A 16,164-nucleotide genomic window follows, 5' to 3' on the forward strand; every position below is an offset into this window, starting at 1 on the left:
CCACTCCTTTCATCGAGCGGGGCGGAACTCTGTGACCACGAGTGGGTTACTGCTGGGACGGCAAGTACAGGTCGGCGATCTGCTGATCCGAGAGCACACCGGAATACAGCTGTACGTCGTCTACGGCGCCGGTGAAGAAGCCACCGAGGCCGGCCGCCGACGTCCACCCCGCTCCGAAGCGTGCCGCCCCGGCCGCGTTCCACGCACTGCGGTGATACGTCTCGGCCACGAACTGGCCGCCCACGTACAGCCGCAGCGTCTGAGCCTTCGCGTCGTACACCCCCGCGACGTGCGTCCAGCCGCCGGCCGCCGGCTCGTCGAACGGGCCGACCGCCGTGTGCACCTCCGCCGCGGCCGAGTCCGCGACCGGCATCGCCACCGACCAGCGGTAACCGCCGTACATGTCGTCCCAGGCGTATCCGAGGCTGAAGCCGCTCACCTGCGAGCCGTCCTGACTGATCACGACCTCGTTCTTGCCGACCGCGGTCGGCTTCACCCAGGCGGCCACCGTGAAGCTGCCGTCGGTACGGATCGCCGGCCCTGACGCCGTCAACACACCGGTGGTGCCGTTCAGCTGCACGGCGTTGCCGGTCTTGCCGGCCACGCGGGACACACCGCTGGCCGACCAAGTGGCCGGATGCGCCCCGGCGGCATCCCCGGCCGTCGTGCCGGAGCTCTCGTCCAACAGCCAGTGGCCGTCGCGCCGAGCCACCTGCTGGATCTCGCCCGGCAGCAACACCCGGTCGTACACCTGCAGCTGGTCCAGATCGCCCGGCCAGTAGTCGCCGTAGATCCCGTTGACCTTCGACCGCCCGATCTGGAACGAGCCGGCCGCGCTCCACGGCGTGGTGTACGCCGTGGTGGCCTCGAGAACACCGTTGACATACAGCCGGAGCTGGGCGTTCGGCGCGTCGTACACACCGGCCAGGTGGACCCACCTGCCGTCGGCCGCGGGCACCGTGGTGGAGATCGCCCGAACGTAGGTCGGCGAGGCGACGTCAGCCGAGGTGCGGTTGAAGATCCACCGCTGATACGAGCTCGAGTAGTACAGCGCGAAAGCGCTGGCCTGGTTTCCGACCTGGGTGGCCACCACCGCGTTGTGCGACGTGTCGGTCAGCCGCACCCAGCCCGACACGGACAACGAGTTCAGCGTGTTGACCACCGACCCGGTTGTCCCCGCATACCCCGTGGTGCCGTTGAGCGTCAGGGCACCGCCTTGCCGGCCGTCGCCCCATGACGCGCCGCCACCGAGGGTGGCGTTGCGCTTGCCCGGTGCGGAGTCGACCGCCACGGTGCCGTCACCGGTCTCGTCCAGCCCCCAGTCGGCGACCGGGCCCGGAGCCGGACCTGCGTAGAACACCGCCGTCACCACCGCGGAACGGTTGCCCCCGGCATCGACCGAGCGGACATGCACCCAGTTCACATACCGATCCGGAACTACCGAAACCGTCGCCTCGCCACCCGGCTGTGACGGCGTCGCGGTCAGGTTCAGCGCAGTCGAGGTCCCGTTCAGGGCGTACTCGTACCGGACGACATCGGACTCCCCGTTCGCGCCGAACGTCACCGGCAGGCTGATCCCCATCACCGCGTCGCCCTGCCCGTTGTCCGGGAACCCCGACGACACCGCCGTGGGCGCCTCGGGCACCGTGGCATCCACGGCGAACTCACACCATGAACTCCACGCGCTGACATCGATGCCGTCCTCGGCCCGCACCCGCCACTTGCCGACCGCGCCGTTGCCGAAGGCACCCGACGGAACAGTTGTCGCCACGACCGTCGGCGTCGCGCCGGCAACGACCGGCGAGACGAACTCCCCGACCGGGGCCGTACCGTCGACGGTCCACCACTCGAAGTGCGCCTGGACCGAGTTGTCGGCGTCTTGGACGGTCGCTCGAAGCGTCGGCGTCACCGTGGACACGACCAACCGATCGGCCCCCGTCACGCACGACGCCGAGCCTTCGGTGGTGAGGTTGGCCGGGTTATCGGGAATCGTGTTGTAGTCGATGGTGACGCTCGGGTTGTTGGCGAACTTCTTCCACGAGTACGAATCGTTGTGGCTCTCCGCCCACACCGACGCCCGAAGTCCCTGCGTGACGTTGGACCAGCCGTTGGCCGCGGCGTTCGTGATCTGGCTGGTCACGTTGAACTCCACCCCGCCGGCCGGGCAACTGGACGACGAGAAGCCCTTCGCGAAGCTCTTCTTCTCCATCTGGTATGCCCAGGTCGGCTGGTTCTTCCAGGTCGTCGCCGACGAGATCGGGTTGGTCGCCCACACCTGCACCTCGCGCACCGTGCATGACCACGACCAGTTCGCAGAGGTCTGCAGCGTGGCCTTCAGGATGTGCTTGTACTTCACGCCGCTGGTGTCGAACTGGAAGAACGAGCGGGTGCGCTTCTGGTCCGTGCCGTCGTAGCCCACCCGGGCGACCTTCTCTGAAGTTCCGAGGTTCGCGCCGTTGTAGAACGAGGTGGTCGGGTAGTTGCTCCACACCTGGGTCCAGGCCTGCTTGACGCCGGACCACGACGGGTCGATGTAGACCGGGAACCGGGTGGTCTTGCCGGTCAGCAACGCCCGATCCGGCACGAGTGACAGCTGATCCCCGGCTACTCGGGCGCCGACGGCTGTAACCCGGCCACCGGGCTGTACGGCGGACCCGTGACCGGAGGAATCCCACATGTACGGCGCGGGTCCACTGAACACGACCTCGCCGGCCGGATCCGTCGCGGTCAGACCGGCCGCCGTGGCCTGAACCACCAAACCCTTGGCTGTCAGGCGATACGGCAGCGATCCGAGCGCCGGGTTCACCGCGGCCGCCGCGTTCTTGACCACCAGGATCTGCGACAGACCGGCAGTCGAGGCAGTCAGCACGAGGTCGACACCGGGAAAGACCTCCCGGTAGGTCGCGGTGTCGCCGGACAACACCGGCTGGGGGAGTCGGCCCGGCCAGCCGACAGCCAGCTCGCGGCCGTCCCGGCGAAGCCGCACCAGAGGCGTCTCGCCGCCTCCCGAGAACGCCAGATCGAGCGGACCGGCGACAGGCGCTACGGTTCCGTCCGTTCTGGCCCGCAACGTCATGTCCACCGGCACCCACCCGGACGACCCGCGTACCCGTACCGGCAACGCCGACTCGTGCCGGGTGAACGAACCGTCCGGATTGGCGAACACCTGGCCTGTCTCGGTGGTCAGCGTGTCGACCTCGACCTGGCGTCCTGTCCTGGCGGCGACGTCCCGCGCCTGTGCTTCGCCCGACACCGTCGAGGCAGCAGACGGCGTCGGCATGCTGACGACCAGCAAACTTCCGAGGAGGGCGAGGATGGCTCCGACAAGGCAACAGCGACGAGACAGAGTGGGCTTGTCCGGCATGACGGCCTCCCGGCGACGAAGGAAGAACTGAGTCCTCGTGTCAAGGAAGCCGATCCGGCACTGTCGCGTCCACGAGGTCTCCCGCAATCCTGCGCGTACCGACAACAGACGTGCGCGTAAGGATTTCTCCGCCGAGACCGTTTCGGTGACAAAATGTTCCTTGTGCGGATACTGATTGCTGAGGACGACGACAGCGTCGGTGAGGCGCTGGTCGACGTCCTCGGCGCGCATGGTCACCAACCGGATCGGGTCTCCAGAGGCGCCGACGTGCTGCTTCGGCACAGCTCGGCCGATGTCGTGTTGCTGGACCTCGGCCTGCCCGACGGAGATGGGCTGGATGTGCTGCGAAAGCTGCGCCAGGTCAGCGAGGTACCGCTGCTGGTCGTCACCGCGCGCGGTGACGAGCGGTCGGTGGTGCGCGGCCTGCGGCTAGGCGCGGACGACTATCTGGTGAAGCCCGTGCGGTTGGGCGAGCTTCTGGCCCGGATCGACGTGGTGGTCACCCGTCGCGCCCGGAGCTCACTGCCGGCCGGGGCGGTCGAGGTGGGTGACGTCGTGATCGACCTGACCGCTCGACGCGTCAGGGTCAGCGAGCGGGAGATCGCGCTCACTCCGAAGGAGTTCGACCTGCTCGGGGCGCTGGCGCGCCGAGCGGGTGCCGCGGTGAGCCGCGAGGTGATCCTCGACGAGCTGTGGGGCGACGCTTTCCTGGCGAGCTCGCGGGCGCTCGACGTCCATCTTGCCCAGCTACGCGTCAAACTCGGCAGTCCCGGCCTGATCACCACCATCCGCGGTTTCGGATACCGACTCGGCTCATGAGAACGCGAGTCTTGATCGTGCTGACGATCTTCTCCCTCGTCGCAGTTGCAGGACTGGTTCTGCCGCTGCTCGCGACCACCTCTCAGGCCCGCACGCAGGCGCTGTTGCTCAGCCGCGTCGCAACGCTTGACCGGCTCGCTGCACTGGCCAGGGAGATGAGGGATGCCGGCGACCTGGCCACCGTGCAGGCCGAAGCGTCCCGGATGACCGAGGTGTACGGCGAAGACCTGCTGCTGGTGGGCCCGAGCGGACACCCTGTCATGTCCACCGGCTCGCTGGACCTCGACGATCCGGGTGTGCGAGAGACCCTGGCATCCGCGTCGCGGAACCTTGCGCAGACGACCCTCGACCCGGTTCGTCCGTGGAGCGAGCCACGGCATCTGCTGGCCCGTCCCGTCGGCACCCCCCACGAGTTGGCCGGCGCAGTCGTGCTGCGCGTCGACGCCGGCCGGGCGATCTCCGGCGTACGGCGCGACTGGGCGCTGATCGTGACCGGGGCGATCGCCGCCGAGCTGCTCCTCCTCGAGCTGGCGATCCTGCTGACCCGCTGGGTCGTTCTTCCGGTCCGGCGGCTCGAGGAGGCCGTCGTCGGCCTTGCCGAGACACCGACGACGGGCCCGGCTGTGATGCCGTCCGGCCCGCCGGAGCTGCGCCATCTGACCAGATCGTTCGCGGACATGGCGGCCACGGTCACACGATCCCTGGAGATGCAGCGCCGGATGGTGGCCGATTCGTCGCACCAGCTGCGGAACCCGCTGGCGGCCGTCCGCCTCCGGCTCGACGCCCTGGCCTCGGAGCTCCGCGATCCGTCCAGCCCGCGGTTCGCCGGCATCCAGCAGGACCTTGATCGGCTCGAAGCGCTGCTCAACGATCTGCTCAGGCTTGCTGAGGCCGAGAGCCGGCGCCCGGATGCCGTGTCCGGGCAGTCGGTGGTGTCCGAGGTGCTGCCCGGTGAAGTGGGAGCGTGGCGGCTGCTCGCTGCCGAAAACGGTGTCGACCTGGCAGCCGATCTCGCCGTCGTACCGCCGGTGGCGGTCACCGAAACCGACCTGCGACAGATCGTCGGCGCTCTCGTCGACAACGCGATCAAGTACGCCGGCGACGGAGCGCAGGTGATCGTCCGGATCGAGCCCTCAGGTGCGGACGGCGTCCGGCTGAGTGTCGTCGACGACGGGCCAGGGCTGCCCCAGGAGCAACGTGAGTTGGCCTCGCAGCGGTTCTGGCGCGCCGATCAGCACCAGTCGTCGCGAGGCAGCGGCCTCGGCTTGGCGATCGTCGACCAACTGGTGAGCGCCGCCGGCGGGACGGTCACGATCGAGGCGGCGACGCCACACGGCCTGGCGGTTCACGTCGACCTGCGGACGGCGACATGAGCGACGAAGCAGGTACGCGGCAGGACATGCTGCGCTTGTCCCGGCGGGCTCTGCTAGCCGCCGGACCAGCGTCGTTCGTCGGTGGTTGCAGCTCTGATCGCCCCGTCGTGGACAGGCTGGTGGTGGCCGGCGGTGAGCGTGGCGGGTTCTACCTGGAGTTCGCACAGCTCCTCGCCACCCAGCTGACGGCTGCAAAGGTCGCCCGGGCCGTCGACGTGCGGTCGACCGACGGCAGCCTGCAGAACCTCGAGCTCCTGCGCCTCAGGACAGCAGACTTGGCAATCTGCCTCGCCGATGCTGCGGCCCAGTCTCGCGAGGTTGTCGCGCTCGGCAGGGTGTACGAGAACTATTTGCAGTGCGTGGTCCGCGCGGCCGGGCCCGTCCGCCAGTTGCCTGACCTCGTCGGCAAGCGGATTTCCTCCGGGCCACCAGGCGCTGGTGCCGCGCTGACCACGAACCGGCTTCTCATCGCAGCGGGCATGCACGCCGAGCGTGCCCCCGTGATCGCCAACCTCCATCTGTCGGACGCCGCTGACGCGCTTGCCACCGGACGGATCGACGCGATGTTCTGGTCCGGTGGGGTACCGACCCGGAGGCTGTCAGATCTTTCCGCTCAGGTGCCTATCCGCCTGCTGCCTCTCGATCGCTGGCTGTCCACGCTGCGCACGGCGTACGGCGTGGTCTACCAGAGGGCGCGGATCCCGGCCGGCACCTACAGCGGTGTCGAACAGGTCAGCACGATCGGCGTACCGAACTTGCTGATCTGCCGACCTGAAGTCCCCCGTGCGGTCGCCTCGAAGATCGTCGATGTGCTCGTCAAGCGTGCAGCGGGGCTCGTGCCGGCCTCTGCGGTCGGCGCGCACTACCTTGATCCGAACTCACTCATCGGTACCAGCCCGTTGAAGCTCCACCCGGGCGCGGCCGAGCGCTACCGCACCGTCCACGGCTGAAGTTGGCGCGTAGTCGGGCGGCCTTCTTGGTCGAGGCGTACGACGATGTGCTCGTCCCATCGTTCGTCGGCGTGCGGATGGTCGGAACGCCAGTGGCAGCCGCGGCTGTCTTGTCGTGCGGCCGCCGCGACGACGACGGCCCGCGCTACCGTCGCGAGCGGTCCGGTGCCCATGGTGTCGAGCTCGTCCGCGGCGGCGTTCAGACCGGCGCCGTCGCGGCGGATGCCGGCGTACCTGCTGAGGATCGTGCGAATCCGCTCCGGTTGACGATCATCGCCGAGCATGAGCTCACGGGCGCGGCCGCGGTCCTTCGCGGGGAGGTCGAGGGTCAGGGCAGTTGCGACGCGACGCCCGAAGACGAGTCCTTCCAGCAGGCTGTTCGAGGCGAGCCGGTTGGCCCCGTGTACGCCGGTCGCGGCGACCTCGCCGACTGCGTACAGCCCGGGTACGTCGGTTGCGCCGTTCCGATCGGTCCGAACGCCGCCGCACAGGAAGTGTTCGGCCGGCGCGACCGGGATCTGCTGGGACAACAGGTCGACGCCGATGCGTGCGCACGAGGCCAGTACGGTCGGGAACCGCTTCCGGAGTACGTCCGGCGCGACATCTGTCGCATCCAGCCAGACATGGTCTGATCCGTCGCGCCGCATCGTCGCCTCGATCGCCCGAGCGACGACGTCTCGCGGCGCCAGGTCGGCTCGCGGATGCCGTCCGGCCATGATCCGACGGCCGTGGACGTCGCGCAGTACGGCGCCTTCACCTCGGACAGCCTCGGTGACCAGGGGCAACTGACCGCTCGTCTCACCGGTGTGGAGCGCGGTCGGGTGGAACTGGACGAACTCCATGTCCACCAGCGACGCGCCGGCCCGCAGCGCCAACGCGATCCCGTCACCGCGCACCGTCGCGGGATTGGTGCTGGCCAGGTACGCGTTGCCGATACCGCCGGTGGCCAGTACGACGGCGCGCGCCTCGATCTGCCTGAGTTCGGTGCCCGTCTCGACGAGCACCCCGACCACGCTTCCGGACTCCGACTGAAGCAGACCGACGGTACGCCCGGTCACCGTCTGAACGCTGCTTCGCTGCAGGGCGCTGAGGAGCGCGCGATGAACCTCAGCACCGGTGGCGTCACCGCCTGCGTGCACGATCCGAGGACGACTGTGGCCGCCTTCGAGCGTCCTCGACAGCGCACCGGCACCGTCACGGTCGAAGCGCGCCCCGTGAGCGATGAGTTCGGCAAGCCGCTGCGGTCCCTCCTCGACCAGCGCGCGGACGTTCCGGGGATCGCAGAATCCCGCGCCCGCGACCTCGGTGTCGTGCCAGTGGTCGAGTGGATCGTCCTCGCCGTACGCGGCCGAGATACCACCCTGCGCCCAGGGCGTGCTGCCGTCGCCGGCACTGATCAGGATCACCTGACGGGTCGCCGCGAGACCGAGTGCGGTGGACATGCCCGCCACGCCGGAGCCGATCACAACGACATCGGCCACGCGCGTCATCGAGCACCCGCAGGCTTGCCGATGGCAACCATCCGCTCGACCGAACGCCGTGCCCGCTCGACGACGTCGGGCGGTAGCTGGATCTCGTCGCGTCCCTCCCGCAGGCACCGCACCAGCAGCTCCGGGGTGATCATCTTCATGAAGCGGCACGAGGCCTTCGGATTCACCGGCAGGAATGTCGTCTGCTGGTTGACCTTGCGAAGCTGATGGAGCATGCCGATCTCCGTCGCGACCAGTGCCGTCTTCGCTGTCATGCCGCGAGCGGTCTCCAACATGCCGGCGGTGGAGAGGATGTGGGTCCGCTCGGCCGGAAGATCACCCACGCCGGCGAGCCAGACGGCCGATGACGCGCAGCCGCACTCGGGGTGCACGAGGACTTCGGCCGCGGGATCGGCGGCTACCTGAGCGCGCAGGTCGGCCGCGCTGATGCCGGCGTGCACATGACATTCGCCCATCCACACCTCGATGTTGTCCCGGCCGGTCTGTCGCCGGACGTGCGCGCCGAGGAACTGATCGGGCAGGAACAAGACCGGCTGATCCGCCGGAATCGAGTTCACCACCTCCACTGCGTTGGACGAGGTACAACAGATGTCGGCCTCGGCCTTCACGGCCGCGCTGGTGTTGACATAGGCAACAACAACCGCCCCGGGGTGCTCGGCCTTCCAGGCCCGTAACTGGTCGGCGTCGATAGTGTCCGCCAGCGAGCAGCCCGCCTGGGCCGTCGGGATCAACACGGTCTTGCCGGGGCTGAGAAGTTTGGCCGTCTCCGCCATGAAGTGCACGCCGCAGAACACGATCGTGGACGCCTCGGTACTGGCCGCGATCCGCGACAGTGCGAGTGAGTCGCCGACGTGGTCGGCTACGTCCTGGATCGCCGGTTCCTGGTAGTTGTGGGCGAGAATCACCGCATCCCGCTCCTGGGCGAGGCGCCGTACCTCTTCCTGCCAGCTGATTGCCGTGCGCTGACCAACAGTCACAACAGATCCTTCTTTCGGGAAGTTTTCGCTTCCGAGGCGATAACTAGATGCACGCTACCATCGGCCTCGTGCCCACAGCCAAGAAAGGTGATCCGGTTAACTTCCCCAGTTACCCGCACGAGGCGCTCGCCGTGGTCCTGTCCGTTCGCGACGGCAGGCTGTGCGTGCTGCTGTGGAAACGCGCACAGGACCCGTACCGCGGCCGCTGGGCGCTTCCCGGCGGCGGGGTCGAGCCCACAGAGCGGCTCCGTGACGCCATCACCGGGCACCTTGCGACGAAGGTCGACGTACGCGACGTCGCGCACCTCGAGCAGTTGGCCACGCACAGTGCGATCGATCGTGATCCGCGGGCCCGCGTGCTGGCGACGGGCTATCTTGGCCTCGTGCCGTCCGACGTACAGCCGGCCCTTCCGTCCGACACGCAGTGGCACCCCGTCGACGAACTGCCGCGGACCGCGTTCGATCATCACTACTTCATCGATGCCGCGGTCGCCCGGTTGCGCGCGAAACTGTCGTACACGAACATCGGTTTCGCGCTGGCTCCGCTGGAGTTCACCATCGCGGAGCTACGTGATCTGTTCGGTGCCGCACTCGGCTATGAGCTCGGCGCCACCAATCTCACCCGCGTCCTGACCCGCAGGCACGTGATTGACCCCACCGAACGGCGAGCCAGCCCGGGCCAGAGCGGCGGCCGTCCTGCGACCGTCTACAAGTTCGTGGCCCGCGAGCTGACCGTCACCGATCCCTTCGCAGTACTCCGCCCACCACGCTGACGCCGACGGCCCGGCGCCAGAGCCATGATCCGCACCTCCGCGGTGCAATGCCGCGGCAGGTCGAGCAACGGCGCGCAGATCGCGCGCACCGTGATCCCGAACGGGTTGTCACGCCGACCACGCGAACCGCAAGCGGTCGGCCACTGCGGACGGATCCTGGCCTTCGAAGGCGGTCACCTCGTGCCGACGTACGGCGAGCAGCGCGGACAGGAGGCCGGCGCCGAGGATGTGTTCGGACTGGGCCGAATCCCGGAGCGCGTCCAGCGCCGCGGTCTGATCGGTAGGCAGCGTCCGGTGCTGCGCGTCGGCCGGATGAGTGATGGCCTCGGCCGGCAGCGGGGTCCTGCGCTGCAGTCCGTCCACGATCAAGCCGAGCACGACCGCGGTCGCGAGGTAGGGGTTGGCGGACGGGTCGACACATTTGACCTCGAGGTTGGCGCTGCCTGCCTCGACCGCGCACAGACGTACGGCGGCCTCGCGGTTCTCCCGTCCCCAGCAGACGAACGCGCCCGACCAGTGCCCGGGCAGCAGCCGTTGACCCGACAGCACGGACCCGGCAAGGACGCCGACCACGCCGGGCAGCCCGGCGACGATGCCGCCGATCGCCGACTCGCCCTCCACGGTCAGCCCGTGCGGTCCGGGTCCGCCGGACAACATCGGCGTACCGTCGCGATCGAGCGAGACATGGATGTGGGCCCCGTTGCCGCTACCACCTGCGAACGGCACCGGGGAGAACGATGCGGCAAGCCCTGCGCGCCGCGCCGCGCGGCCGATCACGATGCGCGCCAGGACAACCATGTCGGCCGCGGTGACCGGATCCGTGGGGGAGAAGGAGATTTCGTACTGGCCGTCGCCGTACTCGGCATGGCACTGCTCGACGTCGAGCCCGGCGGTTCGGCAGTCGTCGAGCAGCCGCAGGAGGAAGTCCTCCTGGTCCAGGCCTGCGGTCAGGCCGTAGCAGTTCCACGGGCGTTCGGTCAGCGCCGCGCCGTCAGCGGCGGTGAGTACGAACTCGACCTCGCAGCCGACGGTCGCGGTCACGCCGAGTGCCGCCAACTCGCCCACCGTCTCCTGTAGCCGGCCACGAGTGCACAGCGGCGAGGGCGAGCCGGACTGTTCCTGGAACTCTGCCGGCGCCCAGGCCAAGCCGCCGCCGAGCACCCGCAGCGCGCGCAGGTCGGGGCGCAGCCGCTGGTCACCGACCACGCCCAGCTCAGGCGTGAACGCGATGCCGTTGTCAATGCAGAAGACGTGCCAGCTCGGCGCTGCCCCCAGCCCGGAGCGGTGCGCCTCCGCGATCTTCTCGCGCGGCACGAACTTCGCGCGCGGCACGCCACCGGGATCGACCGCGGTCACCACGAGCGCGGTGACCGCGGCCCGGGCGAGGTCGGCATCGAGCTCAACGAGCTCGCCATCGCCGAGAACGGCAAGCAGATGCGAGGCCATACAAGAGACCTTCCCACCTCACCCGCCGGTTCACCGCGCCCTGCCGACCAGGAGGTCCACTTCGGACCGGACCACCCGTCGGCGATCCTGCTCCCGGTCAGGAGACGGGTGCCTTCTCCGCGGGGTTTGCCGGTACGGCGGGATCGGCAGGACGCCGGCGCCGCCGGATGAGGAGGAGCGCGGCGGCAGTCGCGCACAGCACGAGCAGGAGGATCAGGACCAACCACACGATCGACAATGTGTGCGCAACGGCCGCGACGGTGTCGAGGGTGCCGGTCGATCCTGCAGCGTCCGTAATCAGCGGGAGCAGCGTGACCTTCCCGGTCAGGCGGAGCGAGGGATCGACTCCGTGCACCGTCGTGGAGACTGTCCAGCTTTCGCCGGGCAGCAGTGGCGGCGTGTCGTCGGCCTCGGCTTGTGCAGTCCCGAACAGTCCGGTCACGGACGCCGACGGGCGTGCCGACACGATGGCGTTGCCGGTGTTGCGGACCGTGTAGGTGACGATGGCGTCGCTCTTGCCGAACGTCCCGGAGTACCGCAGCTTCACGTCGTCGACTGTCACGCTCGGCTTGAGCTCGCCGCTGACGCGCACCCGGATGCGGATGGCCAGCCGTCGATCCACCTCACCGGCCTGCGTCAGCGAGGTGATGATGCCGCCGAGATGATCGCCGGCCGTGGCATCGTCGGGAACTGTCAGCGTGAACGGCACCTGGACGGACTGCCCCGGCTGCACGGTCACCTGATCCCGGGCGGCATGGACCCAGGCACCGACGCTCGTCGACTTCCCGTCCTTCGCGAGGAGATCGAGCCGGCCGCGGTCGTTGGTGAACCCGTCGGCGGCGTACACCGCCAGCCCGAGTGGCGTCGTACCGTGGTTCGCGACGACGAGTGCGTCCTGGATTTGTCCGCCCGGATTGGTCGTGTAGCTGTAGTTCGGCCGCTTGGTTCCGTAGCCGTTGTCCGCGGTGCCGACCGACCACGGTACGTCGTCCGCGGCCGCGGCAGGTACGCCGACAACCACCGCGCTCAGCGCCAACAGCAGCGTCACGAGTGCTCTGCGCATACTCGTCCTTCTGAAAGGGACCGGGGTGGGCGCCTGTTCAGCGTCCACCCCGGTCAGGGTGTTCAGCTCACGCTGGTCAGCGTGACAGCGCCGTCGGTGTTCTTGCTCTCGGTCCAGTCGCGCGGGGCGGCGGCCCACGGGGTGTGCGCGCGGTACGGGCGGATCGTCACCTTGTCCACGAGCGAGCCGACCGGCTGGGCCGGGCTGGCGCCGCTGTCCGGGCCGCACCACTTCACCTTGCCGAGTTCGACTGCCGCGTTCGGTGCGACGCAGGTGCCGCTGCGGACGTTCTCCACGACGAGCTTGTCCTTGCGTACGTCGACCTTGACGTAGGTGCGGACGTGCTCCTGGTTCTCCACCGAGTTGGCCCAGTGGCTCTTCGGGTTGAGCGGGTCAGGGCCGTAGTTCGGGTCCTGGGTGGTGTCCGGCGCGGTCAGGTCGTAGTACTTCGAGCCGGACGCCGAGTTGGCCGTCACGTAGATCACGCCGCCCGGACCCTGCGCGACCTGGGCAGCACCCGGCTGCTCGGCCGGGTTGGCCTTCTTGCCGTTCTTGATCACGTAGCTGCGCGAGTAGCTGTGGTCGTGACCCTGCAGGACGAGATCCACGCCCAGCTTCGAGAACGCGGTCGGGAAGTCCTGACGGCGTACCTGGTTGTCGGAGTCGTTGGCGTGGTCGGCCGGCGAGTAGATCGAGTGGTGGTAGACGAGCACGGTGTACTTCGCCTTCGCGCCCTGCGCCTTGACGACGTTGGTGATGTAGCCGATGTGCGCTTCGTCGGCGCCGTTGGCGTAGGCGTTGCTGTTCAGGTCGATGAACAGCACGTCCTTGTACAGGTACCAGTAGTCGCCACCGGACTGCACGTTCGGGTCACCCTTGTAGAAGGCGGCCGAACGGTCGGTGTTCGGGGTCCAGAAGTGCTGTTCGTAGGCCTTGCCGCCGACGTCGTGGTTTCCGATGGTCGCCGCCCACGGGTACTGCCGGAGCTTGTCGGAGGCGAGGAAAGCGTTCCACTGCGTCTCGGTGTTCGCGGTCTCGACCTGGTCGCCGCCCGACACCAGCAGCTCGGCGTTCGGGTTGGCGGTGAGCGCGACGTTCAGGGTGTCGGCCCAGCCGGCGGCGTCCTTGTCGACGTTGCCGGACGAGCCGATCTGCGGGTCGCCGAAAAACAGGAAACTGTAGTTTCCGTCGAAGTCCTGCGTCTTGAAGGTGTACGTCGGCGACCAGTCGCCGCCGGTTCCGACGCGGTACGAGTACGACGTGTGCTCGCGCAAGCCGTCGATCGTGGCGTGACCGTTGTAGCCGCCGTTCACGCTGTTCGCCGCGACGGAGGCCGGGAACGACGTCGCGTTCGCCGGGAACCGGCCGTGGACCAGCCGGTTGGTGGGAGCGACCTGCACCACCTGCGCGGTGCCGGTCGGGGCGTACCAGCTGAGGACGCGCTGCGACTCCTGCGCGCCGACGCCGAGGATGATGCCGGTCGGGGCGGCGGTTGCGTCGGCTTGGGCGGCCTGCGCGGCGCCCGCACCTCCGAACACGGTGGCGGTACCAACGACCGCCACGGTGAGGCACGCGGCCGTACGGGTCCGTGCCCAGTTGATGAGCTTCATCGAGTGTCCGTCCGTAACAGGGATGACGATTCGGGCCTGCAGGCCCACCGGTGAATCTGTACGGGTCCGGTGGAATGTTCGTGAACACGGGGTGGCCGCACTAGAGCCGCTGCACGAACCACACCAGGCCGGCCACGGAAACACCTGCCGCGATGATTCCGGTGACCCACAGCGCGACCGAGGGGAACGTTTTCCGCAACACGGAAAGTAGCGGAAATGTCACTGCGATCAGGGCGAGCTGCACGGTCTCGATGCCCACGTTGAACACCAGTAACGACCACAGCAACGTCCACGACCACGCTTGCTGGATTCCGAGCGCACCGGCGAAACCGATGCCGTGCACGAGCCCGAAACAGAACACCACGGCGAGCCGGATCCAGCCTGCCCGGTCGAGACTCAGGTGACCGCGGCTCGGCGTTTCCAGTTCCGCTGCGAGACGCCCGCGGCGCCAGATCCGCCACAGATGCCAGAACGCCACCACCGCGATGGACAGTGCGATGACCGGCTCGATGAACGACGGCGACACGTGGACGACGCCGAGCGCCGCGAGGATGAACGTCACCGAATGGGCAACAGTGAAAGTCGTTGCCGCGAGCACTATTTCGCGCAGGCGGCGGGACCCGGCGATGAGCGCCAGCAGGAACAGGATGTGGTCCGGGCCCGTGAGCAGGTGCTCGGCGCCGAGTCGGAAGAATTCCCAGAACCGCTCCGCTGTCGACTGGTGCGTGGAGAACGACGGATGCGCGGAGTCGAGGGCGCTGCTGCCTTTCTGCAGGTCGAGGTCGTACGTGACGATCGTCTTGGTGCCGCGGACATAGGTCTCGCTGTCGGGGAACAGTCCGCTGCGTACCTCGTGCGCGCCCGTCTTCGGACATTGGTAATCCAGTACCACGAACGCGTACGGGACGCCGTCACGTTGCTGGATGGTGAAGTCGCCCTGCTGCGCCGGCGTACAGACGTGTCCGTCGGCCGAGATGGTGAACCGCTCCGTCACGTACTTGTCGACCGAGGCGGCATGAGCGGCCAGGGCGGCCGCCTGCTGCGGCACGTCCCCGGAGTCGAACGCCGCCGTACCGGCCTTGAACAGCGGATCGTCCTTCTCGTAGTCGGCTGCCGACACGACGAGCAGGTCGTACTCCAGTCCGAGCTCGGCCCGCACGTGATCCTGCGCGGGCGCGGTCAGATCGACGTACACCGTGGAGCTGAAGCCGTGGGCACTCGCAGGTACGGCGCTCAGCAGGATCACTGCTGCGATCAGGAGATACGCGCAGCGGCGTACGAGACCCGGCATGCAGCGCACGGTGCACCCGGTTGGTGAACGTACGTCGGCCCGCGGGCAAACGGCCGGGGACCGGTGGTCGTACCAACGGTCGACGCCTTGACGGATGAGGTATGAAAGGGGCGAGCTCTCTCACCGTCGACCAAAGGATTCCTGTGCAGGTGCGACTCCGAGCGGCAGCCGCGGTGCTGGTGATCGCCGTACTGGCCGGCGGCTGCGACTCCGCCGACGACTGGTCCCGTCCACACGCGAAGCCGATGCCGATCGGCGCACTGCGCGAAGGATTCGTCGACCCGGCCGCCCCACCCAGCCCCGAGGCGACGATCACCCCGCGGGCCGGCTCGTGGGGCGACGTGCGCCCGCCGGAGGGATACCGCGTCGTACTGCTGACGGCCGGGGACAACGCCGAGACGAAGACCCTCGCGACCGCGGTTCATGAGTGGGCAGCGTCGGAGAAGGTCAGCCTCAAGACGGTCAACGCCGATGCCCCAGCGCAGTACGTCACGCGGATCAGCGACGCCATCAAGCTGTCGCCGGACCTCGTCGTCGCCGCCGGCAACGCCCTCGTCGACCCGATGGCCCTGATCACCGCGAGCCACCTCGACCAGCAGTTCCTCGTCCTCGGTGCAGAACTGGCCGAACCGACCGCCAACGTCACCGCCGCGACCTGGCCCGGTGCCTCCTACCGCGGCGAGGGCCTCGGCACCTCGACCGGCTACGACGCCAAGACCTTCACCCCGATCCGAGCCGCCACAGCCATTCGCGCCGGCGCAGCCGCCGTCCTCACCACCCACACCGGCATCGTCCTCCAGCTCCCCTGAAGGCCCTGCCGCGCGCTTGGTCGATGACCACAGAGTGAGATGGGTCGGGTAATGTCTACTGAGTTTGTAGACTTAGGTCAGTCGGGTGGTCCAGTCGCGACACCCTCACCTCAGGAGTAGTCATGACCGAATGTTGTTGTCGCTAGCAACAGCCCGTCCGCTGCTGCGGTTGAGCTAGCTCGCATCATCTCTTCATCTC

General features: G+C 68.4%; 12 protein-coding genes. 5 read left to right on the forward strand and 7 right to left on the reverse strand.

What is annotated here, in order from left to right:
• Positions 1-46: 46 nt before the first annotated feature.
• Positions 47-3,280 (reverse strand): LamG-like jellyroll fold domain-containing protein, encoded by a 3,234-nt coding sequence (locus tag ACWF0M_RS01165; RefSeq protein WP_452233558.1) that lies wholly within the window; start codon positions 3,278-3,280, stop codon positions 47-49.
• Between the two features lie 246 nt (positions 3,281-3,526).
• Here ACWF0M_RS01165 and ACWF0M_RS01170 point away from each other — a divergent pair, with 246 nt between their 5' ends.
• From ACWF0M_RS01170 to ACWF0M_RS01180, 3 genes are read left to right on the forward strand one after another with little or no spacing between them, the layout of a single operon-like run.
• Positions 3,527-4,183 (forward strand): response regulator transcription factor, encoded by a 657-nt coding sequence (locus tag ACWF0M_RS01170; RefSeq protein WP_452233559.1) that lies wholly within the window; start codon positions 3,527-3,529, stop codon positions 4,181-4,183.
• Positions 4,180-5,556, forward strand: coding sequence for a sensor histidine kinase (locus ACWF0M_RS01175; RefSeq protein ID WP_452233560.1), 1,377 nt, complete (start codon positions 4,180-4,182; stop codon positions 5,554-5,556). Before ACWF0M_RS01170 ends, ACWF0M_RS01175 begins: the two co-directional genes overlap by 4 nt.
• A complete protein-coding gene (locus tag ACWF0M_RS01180) occupies positions 5,553-6,506 on the forward strand; it encodes a TAXI family TRAP transporter solute-binding subunit (RefSeq protein WP_452233561.1) in 954 nt (317 codons plus the stop codon). The genes ACWF0M_RS01175 and ACWF0M_RS01180 overlap by 4 nt, the downstream gene beginning before the upstream one ends.
• Here ACWF0M_RS01180 and nadB read toward each other — a convergent pair.
• Positions 6,485-7,996, reverse strand: a complete 1,512-nt coding sequence (gene nadB, locus ACWF0M_RS01185) for an L-aspartate oxidase (RefSeq protein WP_452233562.1) — start codon at positions 7,994-7,996, stop codon at positions 6,485-6,487. The genes ACWF0M_RS01180 and nadB overlap by 22 nt on opposite strands.
• Complete coding sequence (nadA, locus tag ACWF0M_RS01190) at positions 7,993-8,973, reverse strand: quinolinate synthase NadA (RefSeq protein WP_452233563.1); 981 nt, start codon at positions 8,971-8,973, stop codon at positions 7,993-7,995. The genes nadB and nadA overlap by 4 nt, the downstream gene beginning before the upstream one ends.
• 68 nt (positions 8,974-9,041) lie before the next feature.
• Here nadA and ACWF0M_RS01195 point away from each other — a divergent pair, with 68 nt between their 5' ends.
• Positions 9,042-9,746 carry an NUDIX hydrolase gene (locus ACWF0M_RS01195; protein ID WP_452233564.1) on the forward strand — a complete coding sequence of 235 codons (705 nt, stop codon included), beginning with the start codon at positions 9,042-9,044 and terminating at the stop codon, positions 9,744-9,746.
• 108 nt (positions 9,747-9,854) lie between these two features.
• On the opposite strand, the gene ACWF0M_RS01200 is transcribed toward ACWF0M_RS01195, so the two are convergent.
• The 4 genes from ACWF0M_RS01200 to ACWF0M_RS01215 form a co-directional block, all read right to left on the reverse strand.
• Complete coding sequence (locus ACWF0M_RS01200) at positions 9,855-11,192, reverse strand: hypothetical protein (RefSeq protein ID WP_452233565.1); 1,338 nt, start codon at positions 11,190-11,192, stop codon at positions 9,855-9,857.
• Between the two features lie 97 nt (positions 11,193-11,289).
• Entirely contained in the window at positions 11,290-12,255 is a 966-nt protein-coding gene (locus ACWF0M_RS01205) for a WxL protein peptidoglycan domain-containing protein (protein WP_452233566.1), read from the reverse strand.
• A 62-nt stretch (positions 12,256-12,317) separates the two neighbouring features.
• Positions 12,318-13,865: a fibronectin type III domain-containing protein gene (locus ACWF0M_RS01210; RefSeq protein ID WP_452233567.1), complete on the reverse strand. Its 1,548-nt coding sequence runs from the start codon at positions 13,863-13,865 to the stop codon at positions 12,318-12,320.
• 100 nt (positions 13,866-13,965) lie between these two features.
• Positions 13,966-15,156 (reverse strand): HupE/UreJ family protein, encoded by a 1,191-nt coding sequence (locus ACWF0M_RS01215; protein ID WP_452233568.1) that lies wholly within the window; start codon positions 15,154-15,156, stop codon positions 13,966-13,968.
• Positions 15,157-15,305: 149 nt separating this feature from the next.
• Between ACWF0M_RS01215 and ACWF0M_RS01220 the strand changes: the two genes are divergently transcribed.
• On the forward strand, positions 15,306-15,965 hold the full coding sequence (locus ACWF0M_RS01220; protein WP_452233569.1) for a hypothetical protein: 660 nt from the start codon (positions 15,306-15,308) through the stop codon (positions 15,963-15,965).
• Positions 15,966-16,164: the final 199 nt, after the last annotated feature.

The organism is Kribbella sp. NPDC055110 (assembly GCF_053607525.1).